20 protein-coding genes are annotated in these 18,135 nt (G+C 45.2%); 11 read left to right on the top strand and 9 right to left on the bottom strand.

The genetic code is table 11. From position 1 onward, the window contains the following. Positions 1–74: 74 nt before the first annotated feature. A complete protein-coding gene (locus BS639_RS23035) occupies positions 75–1,202 on the top strand; it encodes an acyltransferase family protein (protein WP_084984441.1) in 1,128 nt (375 codons plus the stop codon). 46 nt (positions 1,203–1,248) lie between these two features. Here BS639_RS23035 and BS639_RS23030 read toward each other — a convergent pair whose 3' ends face one another. Then, positions 1,249–1,923 (bottom strand): YecA/YgfB family protein, encoded by a 675-nt coding sequence (locus BS639_RS23030; RefSeq protein ID WP_084984440.1) that lies wholly within the window; start codon positions 1,921–1,923, stop codon positions 1,249–1,251. 254 nt (positions 1,924–2,177) lie between these two features. After that, positions 2,178–3,101: a LysR family transcriptional regulator gene (locus BS639_RS23025; protein ID WP_084984439.1), complete on the bottom strand. Its 924-nt coding sequence runs from the start codon at positions 3,099–3,101 to the stop codon at positions 2,178–2,180. Positions 3,102–3,186: 85 nt separating this feature from the next. Here BS639_RS23025 and BS639_RS23020 point away from each other — a divergent pair, with 85 nt between their 5' ends. Then, entirely contained in the window at positions 3,187–3,666 is a 480-nt protein-coding gene (locus BS639_RS23020) for a GNAT family N-acetyltransferase (protein ID WP_084984438.1), read from the top strand. Between the two features lie 50 nt (positions 3,667–3,716). On the opposite strand, the gene gstA is transcribed toward BS639_RS23020, so the two are convergent. Further along, positions 3,717–4,343: a glutathione transferase GstA gene (gstA, locus tag BS639_RS23015; protein ID WP_084984437.1), complete on the bottom strand. Its 627-nt coding sequence runs from the start codon at positions 4,341–4,343 to the stop codon at positions 3,717–3,719. Between the two features lie 114 nt (positions 4,344–4,457). On the opposite strand from gstA, the gene BS639_RS23010 reads away from it, so the two are divergent. Further along, positions 4,458–4,790 (top strand): winged helix-turn-helix transcriptional regulator, encoded by a 333-nt coding sequence (locus tag BS639_RS23010; RefSeq protein ID WP_055782681.1) that lies wholly within the window; start codon positions 4,458–4,460, stop codon positions 4,788–4,790. A 144-nt stretch (positions 4,791–4,934) separates the two neighbouring features. On the opposite strand, the gene BS639_RS23005 is transcribed toward BS639_RS23010, so the two are convergent. From BS639_RS23005 to BS639_RS22995, 3 genes are all read right to left on the bottom strand, one after another. Continuing rightward, positions 4,935–6,155, bottom strand: a complete 1,221-nt coding sequence (locus BS639_RS23005) for a multidrug effflux MFS transporter (protein ID WP_084984436.1) — start codon at positions 6,153–6,155, stop codon at positions 4,935–4,937. A 271-nt stretch (positions 6,156–6,426) separates the two neighbouring features. Then, positions 6,427–7,140, bottom strand: coding sequence for an SDR family oxidoreductase (locus BS639_RS23000; protein ID WP_084984435.1), 714 nt, complete (start codon positions 7,138–7,140; stop codon positions 6,427–6,429). Between the two features lie 17 nt (positions 7,141–7,157). Then, positions 7,158–7,907, bottom strand: a complete 750-nt coding sequence (locus BS639_RS22995; RefSeq protein WP_084984434.1) for an SDR family NAD(P)-dependent oxidoreductase — start codon at positions 7,905–7,907, stop codon at positions 7,158–7,160. A gap of 263 nt (positions 7,908–8,170) precedes the next feature. Between BS639_RS22995 and BS639_RS22990 the strand changes: the two genes are divergently transcribed. Beyond that, positions 8,171–9,094 carry an AraC family transcriptional regulator gene (locus tag BS639_RS22990; RefSeq protein ID WP_055782699.1) on the top strand — a complete coding sequence of 308 codons (924 nt, stop codon included), beginning with the start codon at positions 8,171–8,173 and terminating at the stop codon, positions 9,092–9,094. A gap of 1,285 nt (positions 9,095–10,379) precedes the next feature. Here BS639_RS22990 and BS639_RS22980 read toward each other — a convergent pair. From BS639_RS22980 to BS639_RS22970, 3 genes are read right to left on the bottom strand one after another with little or no spacing between them, the layout of a single operon-like run. Next, entirely contained in the window at positions 10,380–12,035 is a 1,656-nt protein-coding gene (locus tag BS639_RS22980; RefSeq protein ID WP_084984433.1) for an ATP-dependent nuclease, read from the bottom strand. 16 nt (positions 12,036–12,051) lie between these two features. Next, the gene (locus tag BS639_RS22975; RefSeq protein WP_084984432.1) at positions 12,052–13,044 is read right to left on the bottom strand and encodes a phage integrase; all 993 of its coding nucleotides are present in this window, start codon (positions 13,042–13,044) and stop codon (positions 12,052–12,054) included. Then, complete coding sequence (locus BS639_RS22970) at positions 13,044–13,631, bottom strand: phage repressor protein CI (RefSeq protein ID WP_084984431.1); 588 nt, start codon at positions 13,629–13,631, stop codon at positions 13,044–13,046. The genes BS639_RS22975 and BS639_RS22970 overlap by 1 nt, the downstream gene beginning before the upstream one ends. A gap of 131 nt (positions 13,632–13,762) precedes the next feature. Between BS639_RS22970 and BS639_RS22965 the strand changes: the two genes are divergently transcribed. From BS639_RS22965 to BS639_RS22935, 7 genes are all read left to right on the top strand, one after another. Further along, a complete protein-coding gene (locus tag BS639_RS22965) occupies positions 13,763–14,026 on the top strand; it encodes a hypothetical protein (protein ID WP_084984430.1) in 264 nt (87 codons plus the stop codon). 31 nt (positions 14,027–14,057) lie between these two features. Further along, complete coding sequence (locus BS639_RS22960; protein WP_084984429.1) at positions 14,058–14,567, top strand: phage regulatory CII family protein; 510 nt, start codon at positions 14,058–14,060, stop codon at positions 14,565–14,567. A gap of 8 nt (positions 14,568–14,575) precedes the next feature. Then, positions 14,576–14,734, top strand: a complete 159-nt coding sequence (locus BS639_RS22955) for a phage filamentation protein Fil family protein (RefSeq protein ID WP_084984428.1) — start codon at positions 14,576–14,578, stop codon at positions 14,732–14,734. Positions 14,735–14,741: 7 nt separating this feature from the next. Next, the gene (locus BS639_RS22950; protein WP_084984427.1) at positions 14,742–15,044 is read left to right on the top strand and encodes a hypothetical protein; all 303 of its coding nucleotides are present in this window, start codon (positions 14,742–14,744) and stop codon (positions 15,042–15,044) included. Between the two features lie 71 nt (positions 15,045–15,115). Then, positions 15,116–15,370, top strand: coding sequence for a DUF2732 family protein (locus tag BS639_RS22945; protein WP_084984426.1), 255 nt, complete (start codon positions 15,116–15,118; stop codon positions 15,368–15,370). Next, positions 15,370–15,600 carry a TraR/DksA family transcriptional regulator gene (locus BS639_RS22940; RefSeq protein WP_084984425.1) on the top strand — a complete coding sequence of 77 codons (231 nt, stop codon included), beginning with the start codon at positions 15,370–15,372 and terminating at the stop codon, positions 15,598–15,600. Before BS639_RS22945 ends, BS639_RS22940 begins: the two co-directional genes overlap by 1 nt. After that, on the top strand, positions 15,597–17,822 hold the full coding sequence (locus BS639_RS22935; RefSeq protein WP_084984424.1) for a replication endonuclease: 2,226 nt from the start codon (positions 15,597–15,599) through the stop codon (positions 17,820–17,822). The genes BS639_RS22940 and BS639_RS22935 overlap by 4 nt, the downstream gene beginning before the upstream one ends. The last annotated feature ends 313 nt before the right edge of the window (positions 17,823–18,135 follow it).

Here is an 18,135-nt window from a genome sequence, read left to right as displayed (position 1 = left end):
ATCTAATACTATTGCTAAGACATATGGAGTTTTATCCTCAAAGTAAAAAAATATTTTAATGGAAAGTAAGTTAAATGGAAAAGCAAGAGTTTTTACCAGAGCGTTCTATAGGTCTTGATTTGTTCAGAGCCTTATTGATTCTTATCGGAGTTTTTGGTCACTCATCCCAGCTAATATATAATGGAACGTGGTGGTATTATTCATCTGATAAAGAATATCCACTTCTTACCAAATCAATTTTTGAAGTAATCCATACTTTCAGGATGGAGGTGTTTTTCGTATTGTCAGGGATTTTTGCTGCTATGGTGATAGCAAGAAAAGGAATTAATTGGTTCTATCTCAACAGGATAACTAGGGTTTGTGTTCCTTTCTTATGCTCATTCATTGTAGTTAGCCCACTTATATCGATAGTAACAGCATTTGTTAATGATGCGCCTATTGATAGAGAGCTAATTATTAACTCATACTTTAATTTGAATCATTTGTGGTTTCTTTTATCTTTGACGTTAATATCTTTCTTGACTCCGTTTAAATGGCTTGAGGACATTTCTAAGAAAATTACAAAGAAAAATGCGGCCTATATATTGATTCTTTGTTATTTGCTTTCTTCTGCTTTGTTTTTCGTAAAATATTTGGTTCGAGAAATGGGGGTTGAATCTGAGATAATCCCTGTAACGCTCAGATTTTGTGTGTTCTTTTATCTGGGATGTTTTATTTATAGTCGGCACGAGTGTTTTGAACACCTTTCAAAAGGCTGGCTTCTTTCGTGGAAATCATTGGCAATTATGACGTTGATAATGGTCTTGATTTTCTACGTAGTCAGAGTTGATGAGGTTTCAGGACCCGCACGTTATCTAGGTACATTACTTGGCGGAGCCTATTCAATTGCACTATCGTTAAAGTCAATATTTTTCTTTAGAACCCTTAAAATCAGAAATTCTACGTTTATTTCATCAACGATAAACTCGGCTCTAATTATATATATCTTTCACTTCCCACTAACTTTCTATTTTGGCTGGTTGCTTAATTCCATTATTCCGAATAGCTCGCCCACTATTTACATAGCCTTGGTTGGAACTATCAGTATTGTATTTTGCTACCTGCTATATACATTGTTGAAACGTAGTAGCGTGGGGGCATTTATCTTCGGGCTTAAGTTTAAAAAGAATACCGTAGCAAAATTAGCGACTCCACAAACTTGATTCGAGATGACATAAAGCCACCAATAGGTGGCTTTATGTTTCATCGTTACTGCAAACAACAACTTTTATATTTCTTCCCACTGCCGCATGGGCAAGGGTCATTACGGCCAATCTTGGGCGCAGCGATAACGGGCGTTGAGCCCGAAACTTCAGGATTATCGACTCGCTGAGTTAGCCAGTAATTGTGCAAGGCCAAAGCAGAAGGTTTGATTTTTTCAATACTGAGCTCGATTTCTTCCTCAGTCATCTCTTCAAGCACTGGCGCATTTTCTTCGCTGCCATGCAGTGCAATAGCCTTGAGCGCAGGCTCTAGCGATGCCGGCAGTGCTGACCAGTCATCCAGCGACCATCCCCGCATATAGCCGTAACACCACTCTTCTGCAACCGTATATTCGACATCGTCAATCTCGTGAACGCCGAAAAGAGGCTCAAACTGGTCTGGATATTCAGTCAACCGGTCGGCAATGTCATTCATATGTTGAAAGGACAGTTCCATAAAGCGATTAAGCTCGCGCTCAGATGCCCATTTTGGAACATGTTTCGGCCCGCCCCACAGCGCCACTAACCATTCACTCGGTTCGATCATATGTGGACCGGAGAGGATGGCGGTCAGCAATCCGTCCAACTCGGCGACGTCAACCACGGATGTGTCATTGCCGTACTTCTCCAGCACGTCCTCAAGCCATTCCAGCTCTTTCTCGGTTAATGGTCCTTCTTTCATGCTGTTCTCTCCCATGGAGTTTGTTATCTAAGCAGGGGTTCTACTGCCGGTAAGATCTTATCCCAGTTTATGTAGATCAGAATTGCTGCGGATGCTGCGATGATGAACAACCATTTTCCAAGCATGTCTGCACCTCGTTTCTCTGAGATTGATAGTCGGCTTTCTGTCTGTCGATCATTATAAAGTACTTGGCGAGTCATCTTCGATCAAAAAGATTGTTTGATTTTACCAAGGAGAGAAAATGCGTCCCTCTGTCAGCTTTGATTTTTTGCAGCAAGCCCCTTAAGAACCTGCTTCAACCAATCACTGGCTGCCTTTTTCCCACTGCGCCGATGCGAATAAATTCTTGTCATATACGGCGGAACGCTAAAAGGCAGCTCAAAAAGAGTGATGTCCGCAGCTTGCCGTAGCCTGACGGCGGCGTATTGGGGAATTGTCATCAGCAGGTCGCTCTGGGCGACGATAAAAGGCGCGCTAAGCATTGATTGCGTTCTTATTGTTACTTGGCGGGTATAGCCCAAACGTTCAAGCTGCAAGTCGATAACACCCTGTTTTTCATTCCACGGAGTGACAACCAGGTGGCGCGCAGCCAGATAGTCTTTTAGCGTCAGCTGCGTCCTGCGGGTATTGCTGATAACAACATACCTGTCTTCAAACCAGTCAATGGTGTCCAACTCTGGATGCTCAGTCTCATCCGAAAACTTGAAACCTAGCGCCAGATCGACCTCGCCTTTGAGTAATTCATTTAACGCCGGACTGTGCGATAGGTAGCGGAGTTCAAAACGCAGGTTCGGTGCGGTGTGCTGCAACTCATTAATCAACGCGGGAAGAACCGAGAATGCGGTGTAGTCAGTGATAGCAATTTGCAGACAGTCATCACTGGCTGCGGGATCAAACGCTGCCTTTGGCGAAAGGTTTTGATTCAGCGAGGTGAGCGCCGCAGCAATTGCCGGTGCCAACTGACAGGCATAAACGCTGGGAGACATCCGGTGGCCTTCGCGATGAAAAAGCGGATCGTTCAACGCCGCCCGCAGTCGCGATAGCGCATGGCTCAACGCCGAGGTACTCATAGAGAGTTCATCGGCAGCCTGACTCACCGACTGGTGTCGAAACACGGCGTCGAATACCGGAAGCAAATTTAAATCGAGTCGTCTCAGTGCTGAATGCATGATATTCATCTTCTGTTGATAATATTGCACTTAATTCATTGAACAATACCGCTTATCCTTGCCGTCATCAATCTGAAGAGAAAAGGGTAAACATATGGATATCAGCATTCGCCAGGCACGCGCCTCCGACGCCGACGCGATTTACAACATGATTGTTGAACTGGCAGTCTATGAAAAAGCACCGCAAGAAGTCGTCACCACTCCGAACGAAATCAGGGACACGTTGTTCGGACCTGACAGCAAAACTGAAGCACTGATCTGTGAAATAGACGGTAAAACCGTGGGCTATGCTGTTTTCTTTTCCAGCTACTCAACCTGGCTGGGCCGCAACGGCATCTTTATGGAAGACCTGTATATTTCACCTGAATACCGCAGCCGCGGTGCGGGCAAAGCGATGTTAAAACACATTGCCCAACTGGCCGTTCAACGCAAGTGCGGTCGCCTTGAGTGGGTGGTGCTCGACTGGAATCAGCCGGCGATAGATTTTTATCTCAGCATCGGCGCTCAACCGCAAAGCGAGTGGATCCGCTATCGCCTCAACGGCGACGCGCTGGCGAAATTTGCCGAGAATTGATCAGGCCGATTGTATGACAACCCACTATTAAGTGGGTTTATTTTTGTGTATTAGAACAGCAGTCCCTCAGCCTTCATCGACTCTTGAACCGTTGGGCGGCTTATAACGCGCCTGTGCCACGCCGCCAGATTTTTTAAATCAGTTAAGTCGGCATCAAGATTATAAACAGAGACCATCCAATCGGCTTTCACCCAGCCGGTCAGGGCAAATAGATAGCCATCCGCGACAGTAAACTGACTTCCCATCAGAAATTGCTGGTTCGCAAGTTGCTTATCGATCCATTTAAAATGATTCAGCAGTTTTGTTTTTGCAATATCGATGTAATTGCCCGCGCCGTAGAAAAGAGGGATCGAGCCTTTATGAATCTCGGTAGAGAGAAAGCTTAACCACTCTTGTAAACGATAGCGTTCAATAGTGCCATTCTTCGGAGCCAGACCAGATTCAGGAACCAGGTCGGCGATGTACTGTATTAATGTTGCCCCTTCACGAAATACTTCGCCATTCTCAATTTGTAGGGCAGGGACATAGCCCAGCTCATTTATTTTGTAGTAGTCCTGTCCGTCAGCATATTTGTGCGTCTTGGTATCAACACGAATTAATTCAAAATCTAATCCTGCTTCGCGAAGGGCAATATGCGGAGAGAGAGAGCAACTGCCCGGAGAGAAATAAAGTTTCATGCGTAGTTCCTTGCTGAGTATTGAGATAGTCCAGAAGGTTAACAACGTCGGTTGAAATTTGGAAGAAGGCACATTAATGTAGTGTAGGTACATAAATTATACTGGGTTTGTAAAATGAAAAACGTTGTTTCTGGGTGCTCTGTTGAAGAGGCAATGAACATGATTGGCGGGCGATGGCGATTACTTATCGTCTCTTATCTTCTGGAAAAACCGAAAAGATTTAGCGAATTGCGCAGAGATATACCGGCAATCTCACAGCGCATGCTCACCATGGATTTACGTGCGTTAGAAGAAGCCGGGCTCGTTCAGCGAACTGTTTTCGCCGAAGTCCCGGTCAAGGTTATTTATAACTTAACGCCGGACGGACTCAGGCTGGAAAAAGTGATCAACGTCGTTCAGGAGCTGGGCCTGTGGCTGAAAGGGCGACATGTAGACGCTGAATGCTGATGTGATGCAGCTTCCGGCTGCCTGACTCTTCCTGTGAAGGCAACCGTTGTAACCTCTCACGTTCGTCCGTGATTCCGAAAACCCCATCTGTGAAATTTACTCATCTCTGATGCCCACCTATTTTCAGCACTGTAATTTGGATGATCAGTTTTTGATGGTGGATTGTTCACTGCCTGCTTTTGTTGCTTGCATGGTCAGCGCCATTACCGCACTCGCTACCGTAAAAGTGGCCATAATCCAACCCATTGTCCACGGTGTTCCATCGCTGAACAGGGCAAGCAACAGCGAAGAAATAATTCCGCTTCCGTACTGCAGCGCGCCTATCAGTGCCGATGCCGAACCCGCTATATTGGGTGCGGCATCCAATGCACAAACCGTAGAGGTCGCAGAAATAATTCCATTCATGCAAAAGAAGATAAATACTGCACCCACAATCAGGCTAATCCCGCCGAACCCCAGTCCGGTAGCAGCAGCAAGGACGACGGCAGCAAGGGCGGCGACGAATATGGCAAACTTGAGCAAGGCTTCAAGGGGATAACGATGCACCAGCCGTCGGTTAACGATGCTTAACGCCATTACCCCGACAATATTGAACGCAAATAACCAACCATAATGCTGCGGGTCAACGCCGAAGTAGGTGATGTAGACAAAAGGGGACCCGGTAATAAATGCGTAAGCAGCGACATAGTAGAACGTCAGGCATAACGTAAAGCACATGAATTTGGCGTTAGTCAGCAACTGGTAGTAATTACATAAGGCGCCATATAAAGAGGCCTGAACACGCTTTTCTTCTGGCAAAGTCTCGGGCAGCCAGAAGACAGAAATAAGCATCAACGTACCAATAATCCCCAGCAGCCAGAAAATAGAATGCCATGAAGTCACGGTAATCATTTGCCCGCCAAGCAGCGGCCCTGCGATGGGCGCAATAGCCATAACCATCATCAGCGTGGAAAGCATGTGTGCTGCTCGAGTACGACTATACAGATCTCGGATCATCGCTCTCGCCAGCATGGGGCCCGTGCATGCCCCCAGTGCCTGAAATACGCGCCAGAAAACGATCTGTACGATATCAGATGATAAGGCACAGCCTACAGAACCTATAACAAACAACACCATGCCAACGAACAGTGGCATGCGTCGACCAAAATGGTCACTGAGCGGCCCCCAAATCAGTTGAGCGATGCAAAAACCGATTAAAAAGCCTGTGACCGTCAACTCGGCATTGCCCTGAAGATCTTTCGCCATCACAGGCATGGCGGGTAAATAAATATCGGTCGATAAGGATGTTACTGCCATTAGTGCACTGAGAATAATGATAAAAGGCAGTCCCGTGGTTTTAATAGAAAGTACTTGGGAAGGGAACATGGCGGTCCGTTTTTTCAGTGGTTATATGAGTTATATTATCAGCGCTTTAGCTAGAGATAATCTATTGCGAGCGGATAGGCCTTATGAGTGAAACTCATCAATAAATAATGAGCGGAATAATAAGCCAAGGACTCAGGATGAGAACACCCTGACGGTAGGATCAGAATTTAATAACCAGCAGTCTTGGCAGGGAATATTTCCCCTTATCCAAGCCCTTTAAAACGGTGAAGGAGTTAGCCCGCATGTAAATGTTTAATGCAGGCTAAATAGGTTACCAAGGCCAGGTTTTGTTTTCGTAATCAAGGTAGAGATGAGTATTATCGTGACGATGCTTTTCTATCACGTCAGCCATGCCTTCTACACTGGTCTTCACATCCATCTCGGCCTCTACTGCACCATCCAGTGTACCCATAGCAGTGGCTACCCAGCCCGGATGAATGGACAAAACCGTATGGCCTGCACCTTGAATATCCATATAAATACAGCGAGCTAGCATGTTGAGTGCCACTTTACTGGCTCGGTATAATTCAAGGCCAATTCCCGGCTCATCGTTGGCCGCGATGCTGGCCCTGTGAGAGGTCATAAAGCACAACGTTCCCTGAGGACTGAGCGTCGGGATCAAATGGCGAGCCAGACGTGCTGGACCAAATGAATTGGTCATCATTATTTGCTGGAATTCCGTATCAGTGGCCTGCAAGACTGACTGGTGTAACGGACCAAAAATTCCGGCGATCATGAAAATTACGTCAAACTTTCTCACTCCAATCTGATTTATAAACGGTTCTATCCGCGTTTTGTCGGTGACGTCAATCGGCGCTGAAGAGAGTTGGCCCGGATAAGATTTACTTAATATTTCCAGGGACGCGAGATCCGAGCCTGGATAATAGGTGGCAAAAACCTCCCATCCTCGAGATAAATAGAATTCTGCCAGACCAAGGCCGAGACCTCTTTCGGCCCCTACAATCAAAATACTTGAGTTGTTCATTTTATTACTCCAGATAATTATTGTGCTGTGTATCCGCCATCTGCAACCAGAACGGCACCGGTTACAAAGCTGGCCTTGGGTGAAGCTAGCCAGACAATAGCTTCAGCGATTTCCTCTGGCTTAGCGACTCGGCCGAGGGGGTGCGCATGCCCATAGCTGGCGAGCGTTGCGCGACTGTCTTCAACAATTCCGTCCAGAATATTGGTCTCAACAACTCCCGGGGCAACGCAATTGACCCTGATATTGTTTTCACCTGCTTCCAGCGAAAGTACTTTTGTTAGCTGAGCAATGGCGCCTTTAGAAGCCGCGTATGCCGCTGTCGTTTTCATTCCCACAAGGCTGACAATCGATGCCACATTCACCATTGCGCCTTCGCGGCGTGGTTGCATCACTTTCAGCGCCTCGCGGCACAGCAAAAAATAGCCCCGGGCATTGATGGACATAATGTTGTCCCACTCATCAACAGAGGTTTCAGTCACTTGCTTGTTTAGCGTTTTGCCTGCGTTATTGACCAAAATATCAAGCTGACCAAATGCAGAGCACGCCAAAGACACCGTGTCGATTGCCGATTGTTCGCAACGCACATCGCACACCACTGGGATCACTCGGCCGGGAATGGCCATCATTTTCACCGCTGGATTAATGTCTTGAGCGATAATTCTGGCGCCATGTTCCAGTAATAGATTCACAGTGGCCTTGCCAATGTCACCAGCAGCGCCGGTAACTATCGCGACTTTATCGTTTAGCCCGAAGGTGAGTTCTTTCATTTTCGGTCCTTAAAATCAGTGTTGTACTTCGCCATAACTTGCCTGGGAACACGACCTGCACCCGCAAAGAGCCAGATCCCCAGGGCGTTGCTAGACTGCATCATAATGTCTTCTCCCTTTCTGTCGTTTGTTGCAGCCAGAATAGAGAAAACGTCATTGGGCAACAATGGCGATAATTTTATAAATATTGCCTATTCCTATATGATTTCATCTAAAATAGGCGTAAATATCTCAATATATTATTGAATGCATTAGGGAGTTCCATGTCAGGTTTAAGCCATGAGCTCAGGCAAAAACTCATTTCCACCTTGATAGCGCTGACGCCTGAAGAGGGATATACGCGTACCTGGTTGAACAAAGTTAAGCTCTTGAGAGTGAACGAATCGATGCCGCATACGCCGGTGCTTTATGAACCTTGCATCGTTATTGTCGTTCAGGGCAAAAAAACAGGCGTTTTGGGAGGACGTGAGTTTGTCTATGACACCCAGCACTATTTGGTTCTGTCGGTGCCATTGCCCTTTACCAGCCAAACGGTCGCCAGTGATAATGAACCCCTCCTTGCTCTTTCCATTTCATTGGATCTGGTGATGATTGCGGAAATACTGTTTGAATTAACGGAGTGCGATATTCCTGAAGCAGAGCCGAACTCAATGCTGTCGACACCGCTAAATGAAGAGTTGGGCGAGGCCGTATTCAGGCTGGTTCAGGCGGCTTCTGACAAGATTGCCGCTAAGGTGCTCGGCCCCGGATTACTAAAAGAAATTTATTATCGCGTGCTGTTAGACGTGCAAGGCGGAACGCTGCGGGCTGCCTTATCAGGCAAGGGGCATTTTGGGCAAATTGCCGTTGCATTACGCACCATTCATGGCCGCTTTCAGGAGCGTATGGATGTTGAAACACTGGCAAAACAAGCGGGTATGAGCACCCCGGCATTTTTCGTGCACTTCAAAAATTTTACCGGCACGACCCCAATTCAGTACCTCAAATCGACTCGCCTGCATCAGGCACGTTTACTGATGGTTAAAGGCGGAGTTTCAGCTGCCGAAGCCTCAATAAAAGTCGGCTACGAGAGTCCGACACAGTTCAGCAGGGAGTTTAAACATTTCTTCGGGCACCCTCCTTTGAAAGAGGCGCAGCGTTTACGTGAATTATTAAAGGTGAAAGCTGAGTCATATTGGCCGGATTAGAGAGGGATTATTAATTATCGAGTAGAGTAAGAAGGGCGTTGTGGGGTGGGGGAGTTTAATTATGGCTGCGAATAATTAATAAGACTTCCATTTCTATGCCTGTGTTGATAGCCGTTAAATTCTGCTACTAAGCGATAGATTTGCTGTTTTATTGAGATAACCCACCATTAAGATGGGTTCGGTTGTTTAGTCTTGGTGCTTAGCTCTTGCCTTAGCTTCTTGAATATTCATACCTAGATGGTAGCGCTGATGGCCACACATCCAGCATGAGCAGTTACAGGGCGTATGATAAGCCTTGCCGACATTGAGGGTAGTCGCACCCTCAGGCCAGCTATAACCTGCATTATTATAACGACAGCGTTTAGCTTTGAGCCTTTTCATATGATGCCGACGAACAGCTCGATTTCTTGCTTGCATGGGTAATCCCCGAATAAACCGTCGGGGCAGCCACACCTTCGTGTGACCGCCGGAACGTGTATTCGGAGTGGAGGAATTTACGCATGAGTTTTACCTTTTTTAGAGCAAAAAATTTACTACAAATTAGTCAATAATAATAGTTATATTGCGTGGAATATTTTACTTAGTTAGGTTAAGTGTTGAATACGGTATTATGCCGCTCTGAAATTAGATTTCCAACATTCTTTCCATACGGGGTGATTATATCTGCGTTCATGATTAACCTAATAATTCTCAGGCTTAATACAGTAAGGAGAATATTAAAGACAAACGTACTTACAGCTTCAATCATATTAATTTTTGCACTGCCTAAAATCAATGCTCAATGTTTCATTCATAATATGAATGCTGCTCATATAGACTCCTTGTCTGATTATATCCTTAATCCTTTTTATCACTCGAGATCTGAAAAGCAACCCGGATAGGCTAGTTTTTAGATACCACGTATGCTAATCAAGCGAGATTAAAAAATTTGAGGTTAGAAGTCTTGTTTGAGACAAGAGCTGGTTAGTTAGTGTACGAGTAAATTGTCTCGTGCGACACTTTTGAGGCAATGTCTCGAGGCAATAAAAAAGCCACTCCTTTAGAAGTGGCTTAGATGCCTGATTTAACAGGGAAAATTTGGTGGCCCCTACTGGACTTGAACCAGTGACCAAGCGATTATGAGTATCAATTAAATTCTATATAAATCATTAATTTACATTAATAAACAGTGACTTAAGTTGACAGTATTTGCCTCGCATTGCCTAGTAACTCCATTTTAATCGCCATTCAATCGCCATTTCCAGAGGATGGGCTCAAGGTAAATTAATCAAAAAAATCCCTTGATTTAACTTAAGTAAACTTCTTTAACGAAGTCTCTAAGTGGGCTTAGCTCATCATCGGCAAGGTTTTTCGTCGAAAGGAAGTTCGTCACAAATTTAGGACCATGTAAGCCCGTTTCTGGACTGAAGTTCTCAATTTCTCCAACAGGTACGAGATATATACCAATTTTTTTAAGATGTTCGTTAAATTCTTTAAATGTACTTCGAATATTACCTGTTGGCAGCCCACTTTTTCCATGCTGCTTTACTTGATGCCATGGTTTTTTTTGTTTGAACATTTCTTCAATTTTACTTTTTGAAAGTAATTCCGCATCTAGATTACTAATATTTTCAATTAGTGATGCTTTGAATTCTTCTTTAGTCAATGTTTTTTTATTCTGAGTGACACTGGCATTTATCTGATCCCAAAGGTTTATGATTTTTTCTTTCTCGTCACTACCAAATGCATCTAATGCTGTTGTGAGAGTGTTTTTTTCTGATATTAAGTCGAAATCGTAAATTGCTTTAACTGGAACGCCTGACAAACGAAGTATTTTTGCGATTCCTGCAATTGCGTGTTTACCTCCTGATGGCACAAAAGATGTATCTGGTAAGATGACACCTTCATGTTCTGAAATGTGATCTGCAACAAAATTAATAACACGACAGTCGCTATCATCTTCACATATGATAACTTGTTCGTGAAATATACTATCTAACGCATTTGAATACTTCAAATTTGGTTTTGACCAAAGTTCCTTTATTGCATGTTGATTGACTTCGTGAATTTTATTGGTTTCATTCTCTCGCTTGATTCTTATTATTTTTAGATTCCCTTTGGTACCTTCTAAGAAGCCTCTCATAATATCACTACTGTGAGTAGCAACAATAAGCTGGCCTTTAACATTCTCAGATAATGTTTGACCCAATTTTCTCATCTGCGGGGGATGTAAAAACGCTTCAGGTTCATCTATTAAAGAGATGTCATATTTAAAAGCTATAGTCTCGAAGAGAATACCTGCATAGCTCTTTACTCCATCACCTTGCTTGTCTAAGAGAGGATGTTTTCTCAGCTCATCGATATATTCATTGCTAACTCTATCCATAATACCATCAAGATTGTCTCCCTCAACAATATGAATCGGTATCATGCTTCCTCCTCTGTAATCAATGACTAATTTTTTGTTAAATGCTTTTTTAAAAAGCTGACTAACTTCGTGTGTTAACTCACTATCATCATATAATAGATGCTGAGGTTTTGTTTTTTGTTGCTCGGGAGATATGCTTTGTTGTTGTTGGCATATTTTTAACCTTTCGTCAGCACCAATGTTTTTCAAGAAAAAAGGACTGAACATATACAGGGAGTTATTTGATGTCCATTGATCTATCCATTGTGAGTGAATACTAGCTTGGCCAATTTGATAGGTTCCATTAACAAATAGTGATTCCTTTATTAGATATTCTCTAAACTCCTCGGCAGTGCCAGATTTTGAAATGTCAATGGATTTTATCACTTTATTTTCAAGCGTATTTCCCTGAATTGAGGATGTAATTTCTCGTAGTGTTTGAGACTTTCCTGAATTATTAGGCCCAACAATTAATAAAGTGTCTTCATTATTTATTTCTAACTCTTGTCCATTAAGGAAGGTTATTTTTTTTATAAATGCACTTGGTTTTTTCATTTGTAACGTCCCGTAATTAATTCAAAGGATTAAATTTTAAAACATCTTCTAAATGCTCAGGGGAGAAGTGAGAGTAACGCATCGTCATCTTGATATCAGTATGTCCCAGAATTCTCTGTAAAACTAAAATATTACCGCCATTCATCATAAAGTGAGAGGCGAAGGTGTGGCGCAGTACGTGAGTTAACTGGCCTGCGGGCAACTCAATATCAGTGCGTTCCAGAGCGGAGCGAAATGAACCATAGCAACTCTTAAATAACCTTCCCTTTTTCACTTCCGGCAATGAGTCATGAAGCTCTTCACTTATGGGGATGGTTCTATTTTTTCGGCCTTTGGTCTTTGTGTAAGTGATTTTATATTTTGTGATCTGAGTTTTATTCAGTTCTTCTGCCTCTGACCAGCGAGCACCAGTTGATAGGCATAATTTCACGATGCTAACGAGATCATTATTATTTTCTCTACCACACTCTTCTAGCAACTGCCCGATCTGATCTTTTGTCAGAAAAGCCATCTCGCTTTCTTCTGTGCGGAACGGGCGTACATTCTTGATTGGGTTTTCGCCTTTCCATTCACCCAGGCGGCCAAGTTCATTAAACACAGCCCTAAAATATGCCAACTCAAGATTAATTGTTCGGGGCGCTACTTTCTTCACTCTATTGGATCTTGCGTAATCGCCAGACAGACGTTTTTCTCGATAACGGGAAAACATCTGCGCATCAAACTCCCGTGCTAGCGGCTGACCCATACACTCATAGGCATGAGTCATTGCAGTTTGGCGCCGTTCCCCATCTTTAAGCGTAATCCCATGCGCGCTGTACCAAGCTTTGACTAGCTCCAGCAGGGTACGGTTATCTTCTTTTTCTTCCTGCCAAGGTTTAGTGATGGTGTGTTGCTCGAATGCAATTGCCTCACCTTTGGTCGCGAATCTTTTGCGTATGCGTTTACCCCTCGCACCATTAGGGTACAACTCACACAACCACCATCCATCAGCTTGTTTCCTGATTGCCATCAATTTACCTCTGCATAAATCCCAATTACGCGGCCAACTGTTTTGATTTCATCGATACCACATTCAAATGGGACTTTTCCGCCAGTAACGTGCAGTTTTCTTGCTGGTAATAGGGTTAAGTCGCGGATGCTGATTGACCCCTCTATATCGACTAACCATGTCCCGTCAGAAAGAGACGAATCTTTTTCAACGATATGGGTTTTACCATCGGACCAAACACAAATTGGTTGAGTAAGAGCTTTACTAAAAAGCTTGTTATCAATGTTCACAGAACCGTCTTCACTAAGGTTCCCTTCACTTAAAGTGAATAGTTTAAGTGTTGAATATGTGTTTTGAACATTCGAAGCATCCATTCCACTTATTGAGCTTTGGCCTTTTCCTGTCAGCAACCAGCGTACCTCTGTTCCGGTTTCTAGGGAGCAATGAACTATGAAGTCATAGGAGATTGAGCCGCGTGTATAGCGGTTTTGGAGCGAGCTTGCAGCAATGTTGAAGTGCCTTGCTAACTGGATTTTTTGGCTAAATCCGTAAGCTTGACAGATTCGATTGAGAACATCTTCGTTACATATACCTGAATCTTTTTCCATAAAATACGTACCTACGTATTGATTAATGCATTTTTACGCATTAAAGTGCGGCTAAGGCTTATCCATTGATGGCGATAGTTGGCAAACGGTGGCTATCAATGACAAATAAATCACTAATAAGGAAATGATGCATTATGACTGCTCTTATTACAATTAAGATCCCTCGTGCCACTGTGCACCCTGAAGAGTTCGCAGCCCTAGAAGGTGTTTCCGTTCGGACCGTCTATCGCCAGACAACCGGTGAAAACCCACGTATTCCTATAGAACCACGCACGATCAAGAAGGGTAACAAGCGTGCGGGTGGCCCTGTCAAAATTCTTTACGCCCGTTACAAAGAAATGGAGGCCAAAAAAAATCTTGGTCATTCACGCTTTCAAATCGTTATTGGTGCTTGATTCACATTAAGTGAATTTTTGAGGCGAAAACATGTTTGATTATCGCGTTTCCATACATGCGCATTATGCCGAAGCCTGCCGCAAGTTCGCTTTGACACATAATCTTGCCGTATTAGGTGTTAACGCCGGTATGTCTGTTCAGGTTCTGCGTAACAAGCTTAATCCGGAACAAAGCCACCGCCTGACCATTGAAGAACTGATGTTGTTAACTGATTTGACCGAAGACCCGACGCTGTTAGATGGGATGCTGGCTCAGATTAATTGCCTGCCGTCAGTGCCGGTAAATGAAATGACTACCGAACAACTGCCGGTCTACGTGATGAAAGCAACTGCCGCAATAGGGAGCGTAGCCGCCGAAGCTGTATCAAGCGAACGTATGACAGCAAGCCGCCATAGTACTTTTACTGCTGGCATTAATTCTGCGATCCGTTGCCTCACTTTGGCCGGAATGTCATTACAAGCGCGCATTCACTCAAACCCTGCGTTGTCCTCCACCGCCGAAGTGATTAGTGGGCTGGGTGCTTCAATCGGCTTGAGCTAAGGGAAGTCATGGCTATTTCAATTGCACCATTATTAAAGCAGCAAAGCCCATCAAGACATTTCGGCCACGGCTGGATTGAATTACCAAGCGGCAAGCGCTGGAACCCCGCACGAAAAGTCAGTGCGGCAGTACAACAGAAGAAATTCTTTCAACGTTTATTCAGTTGAGGCATTTATGTTACTTGCAGACGAAAAACAAAGAGAGATTGGCCTTACACATATTTCTCGCATTAAAGAAATGATAGGCACCCGAAAGAATGTGGCGCAGGAGACATTTGATACCACTCCGCCGCATATGAAAAAAGCATTGTGCTTTATGGCTGGATTGAAAGAGCGTCATTTAACTATGAAGTTCCAGGAGTTAAATAATACGGAACGCTTGCAAGTAGTTTCTGCGCTGAATTCTTTAATTGATTTCACGGGCACGCTGCCTAGATTTATCAGTGACGACGATTGCAAGATAACTACTAACCATTAATCCCCCTTTTTAAAATTAAAGGCGCTCTGAGCGTCGGGCATTCTTTTGCCTAAAAACAGGAAAAAATATAAATGCGAAATATTCAAACACTACAGATAAAAGTTGGAACAGAAACGGTTCAAGCTCCTACCGCGCACGAAGGATTTTTGCTGGCGCTAAACGACGCTCGTCTGGACGAACGTAAAAACGCCTCTGCTGTATTCGCTGCAAGGCTTGAGGCTATCGCGGCATTTCTTGTTAAGAACGAAATTGACGGACGCGGGGCCGTCGAGACTTTGCGCCAGGAAGCTGACCGCATCAGTATTGAGTCTGAGGAGATCCACTAATGGCTGATTCTATGGATTTGGAGCAGGCCCGCCAGGCAGAAGCGCTGGAGCGTCATATCAAGGCGGCAATCAATAAGCCGGTTTCTGTGTCAGCGTTTTTTTGTGAAGACTGCGAGGAGGCCATTCCTGCTTTACGCCGTGAGAAGTTGGTTGGCGTTTCCCGCTGTGTATCTTGCCAGGAGATATTCGAAATTAAGGGTAAATACTATCGCGGCGCTGAGTCTCAATGACTCAGGCTGTTGAATGGGCTTACCCATGGAACGCCCCGCGCCCTGCAATTGCAGGGCCGGAGAGACCGCTTACCCGTGATGAATTCCATCAGGGGCAAGCCGTTTTAGCAAAAGTTAAAACTTTGCCGTATGAACTCGCTGAAAAATTCCTGAGCCGTTATAAGTACCTTTTGAAAGCGAAAGGTAATCACGCCGCTAACAAATACCTCGTTTTCACGCTGGGCCGGTCAATCCTGCCTCGCGTCGAGTCTGTGAATAACGCGCACGTTATGAATGCCGACGCCTCCACGCTGTTCCTCTCTGAGGCTGACCAATACAACCGCCTGCCAGGCATGAAAGACAAAGATTTAAAAAACCTGTGTATGCGCGTTGCCGGTCAGTTAATGCAGATTTATGAGGAGAAGTGCGAAGCGTTGATCGCCGCTAATGATGGCGATAACTCCGTGCTTTTTGATAACCGGACGCAGTCAGAGTTATACGGCCATATCGCTGGCATGGCGCGAGCGTTCAACGTGCAGCCTATGCACTGGGTGCGTTACCGCAAAGGCAAAATGGATGCTCGTTCGGCAATCGCCAGTCTGTCACGCCTGGTCAATGCGGAGTGGTGGGAAAGAAAGTTTAAAGCCCAACGCATGCAATGGCGCGAAGCATTGTTAATCGCGATCGGTTCAGTGAGTCGGGATAAGGCCGCGTCGGCCTATGCCAGCATCCAGGCAATCCGCGAAGTCAAAGCACGCCGCCTGTCGAACCTTGAATATCTGAAAAGCTGCGAGCTTGAAAACACCGAGACCGGCGAGCGTTTCAGCCTGATTGAAAAAGTAATGGCTAGTATCTCCAATCCTGAGATTCGCCGCATGGAGCTAATGAACACCATCGCCTTTACCGAGCAATACGCCGCAGAGAATGGCGATGTGGGTATGTTTATCACCATCACCACCCCCTCAAAATATCACCCGACGCGCACCGTTGGCGCTGAAAAGCGCGTTCAGTTTAACCATAACTGGGACAAAGAGGCTTACACGCCTAAAGACGGCCAGCGCTATCTCTGCAAGGTTTGGGCAAAAATCCGCACAGCTTTTAAAGATAACGGGCTGAAAGTTTACGGTATGCGCGTTGTTGAGCCGCACCACGACGCGACGCCGCACTGGCACATGATGTTATTCGCCAAGCGCACCCAGCGTCAGCAGATTATCGAGATCATGCGCAAGTACGCCATGAAAGAAGACGGCGACGAGCGTGGGGCCGCAAAGAACCGCTTTGACTGCAAGCATATGAACAAAGGCGGCGCTGCCGGTTATATCGCAAAGTACATCGCTAAAAATATCGATGGCTACGCGCTGGAGGGCGATCGCGACTTTGAAACCGGCGAGCTGCTGTCCGATGCCGCCGCAGCCGTTACAGCCTGGGCGGCTACTTGGCGTATTCCGCAATTCCACTCTATCGGTCTGCCTGCAATGGGCACTTATCGCGAATGCCGGCGAGGCTGCTTGCGGTCACTGAACCTAACCGAAATATTCGACGAGGAAGTGGAAGCCGTGCGCGCCGCAGCCGACGCGGGTAATTTTGCCGCCTACATAGGGGCCCAGGGCGGAGCCAATACGCCACGCGACAGCCAGACCGTGCGCGTTGCCCGCCGCACAGCCGAAGAACTGAATGCCTATGACGAGGAAGTAAAAAAGGTTGTCGGCATCTTCGCCCCACACTTAGGTGAATCCAACGTATTTGAAACCAGAACAACACAGTGGCGAATTGTATCTTCTGCCGTTGACGTTGAGCTTTTGACTTTAAAAAGCGCCTCTGGCGCGCCTCGGAGTCCTGTCAATAACTGTGGGTTGGTCGAAAGCGCAGCGGCAACAAATAACCACGTTGGCGAGGCTGAGAGCCACGCAGAGCCATTATTTAGCGAACAACATGCTGTGATTGACTGGACGGACACTGCCGCCGTGAGGGCGATTGTGGCGCGTGTTAAAGAAGATTCGCCAAAGGTGAGCCGCAAACAAAGAAGCTATAACCCGTTTAAGTACCGAGAGACGGCCCCGTCAGCCCGATTAACTGACGCAGAACGGGCAAGAATACCCGCAATTCGACAGGAATTGGCCGTTAAAGGGATTTCGCCGCAGAAGTGGCAGCTTGAGGCATTGACTCGAGGTGCGCTTATGATGTTCGGGAATGAAACTGTTCGGTATGAAGTTATCGAAGACTGGAGTGATTTTTATCAATAATATGGGAGCGTATAAAATTGGTTACCATGAATGGGCATGAGTGGCGGTGGATATTGGCACACGTCAAGCCCCTTTTGAATTTTTACTTGATGGCTTGTTTACATTATATTTTTAGGGGCCATTTATTAAAAATCACCCTCTGATTATTTACTTAAGTTTAAAACTTCTAACTCGTTGAATATGTTTTTACTAATTAGACCTTCATGGATTAACTTCTCAAGAAGAAATCCCTCTTTACTTGCAGCATCATAACTAATTAGAGGGTTTTCAGAAATCTCCCTTAAGATTTTGCATGTAAGAGTATAATCATCTT

This window comes from Rouxiella silvae (assembly GCF_002093625.1).
Taxonomy (GTDB): domain Bacteria; phylum Pseudomonadota; class Gammaproteobacteria; order Enterobacterales; family Enterobacteriaceae; genus Rouxiella; species Rouxiella silvae.
Note: the sequence above shows the minus strand (reverse complement) of the source record. Positions and strands in the feature narration are given on the sequence as shown.

Bases quoted from the DNA above. Each gene is read 5' to 3' on its own strand.
- BS639_RS23035 (WP_084984441.1), top strand. From the start codon at position 75: ATGGAAAAGCAAGAGTTTTTACCAGAGCGTTCTATAGGTCTTGATTTG.
- BS639_RS23030 (WP_084984440.1), bottom strand. From the start codon at position 1,923: ATGAAAGAAGGACCATTAACCGAGAAAGAGCTGGAATGGCTTGAGGAC.
- BS639_RS23025 (WP_084984439.1), bottom strand. From the start codon at position 3,101: ATGAATATCATGCATTCAGCACTGAGACGACTCGATTTAAATTTGCTT.
- BS639_RS23020 (WP_084984438.1), top strand. From the start codon at position 3,187: ATGGATATCAGCATTCGCCAGGCACGCGCCTCCGACGCCGACGCGATT.
- gstA (WP_084984437.1), bottom strand. From the start codon at position 4,343: ATGAAACTTTATTTCTCTCCGGGCAGTTGCTCTCTCTCTCCGCATATT.
- BS639_RS23010 (WP_055782681.1), top strand. From the start codon at position 4,458: ATGAAAAACGTTGTTTCTGGGTGCTCTGTTGAAGAGGCAATGAACATG.
- BS639_RS23005 (WP_084984436.1), bottom strand. From the start codon at position 6,155: ATGTTCCCTTCCCAAGTACTTTCTATTAAAACCACGGGACTGCCTTTT.
- BS639_RS23000 (WP_084984435.1), bottom strand. From the start codon at position 7,140: ATGAACAACTCAAGTATTTTGATTGTAGGGGCCGAAAGAGGTCTCGGC.
- BS639_RS22995 (WP_084984434.1), bottom strand. From the start codon at position 7,907: ATGAAAGAACTCACCTTCGGGCTAAACGATAAAGTCGCGATAGTTACC.
- BS639_RS22990 (WP_055782699.1), top strand. From the start codon at position 8,171: ATGTCAGGTTTAAGCCATGAGCTCAGGCAAAAACTCATTTCCACCTTG.
- BS639_RS22980 (WP_084984433.1), bottom strand. From the start codon at position 12,035: ATGAAAAAACCAAGTGCATTTATAAAAAAAATAACCTTCCTTAATGGA.
- BS639_RS22975 (WP_084984432.1), bottom strand. From the start codon at position 13,044: ATGGCAATCAGGAAACAAGCTGATGGATGGTGGTTGTGTGAGTTGTAC.
- BS639_RS22970 (WP_084984431.1), bottom strand. From the start codon at position 13,631: ATGGAAAAAGATTCAGGTATATGTAACGAAGATGTTCTCAATCGAATC.
- BS639_RS22960 (WP_084984429.1), top strand. From the start codon at position 14,058: ATGTTTGATTATCGCGTTTCCATACATGCGCATTATGCCGAAGCCTGC.
- BS639_RS22955 (WP_084984428.1), top strand. From the start codon at position 14,576: ATGGCTATTTCAATTGCACCATTATTAAAGCAGCAAAGCCCATCAAGA.
- BS639_RS22950 (WP_084984427.1), top strand. From the start codon at position 14,742: ATGTTACTTGCAGACGAAAAACAAAGAGAGATTGGCCTTACACATATT.
- BS639_RS22945 (WP_084984426.1), top strand. From the start codon at position 15,116: ATGCGAAATATTCAAACACTACAGATAAAAGTTGGAACAGAAACGGTT.
- BS639_RS22940 (WP_084984425.1), top strand. From the start codon at position 15,370: ATGGCTGATTCTATGGATTTGGAGCAGGCCCGCCAGGCAGAAGCGCTG.
- BS639_RS22935 (WP_084984424.1), top strand. From the start codon at position 15,597: ATGACTCAGGCTGTTGAATGGGCTTACCCATGGAACGCCCCGCGCCCT.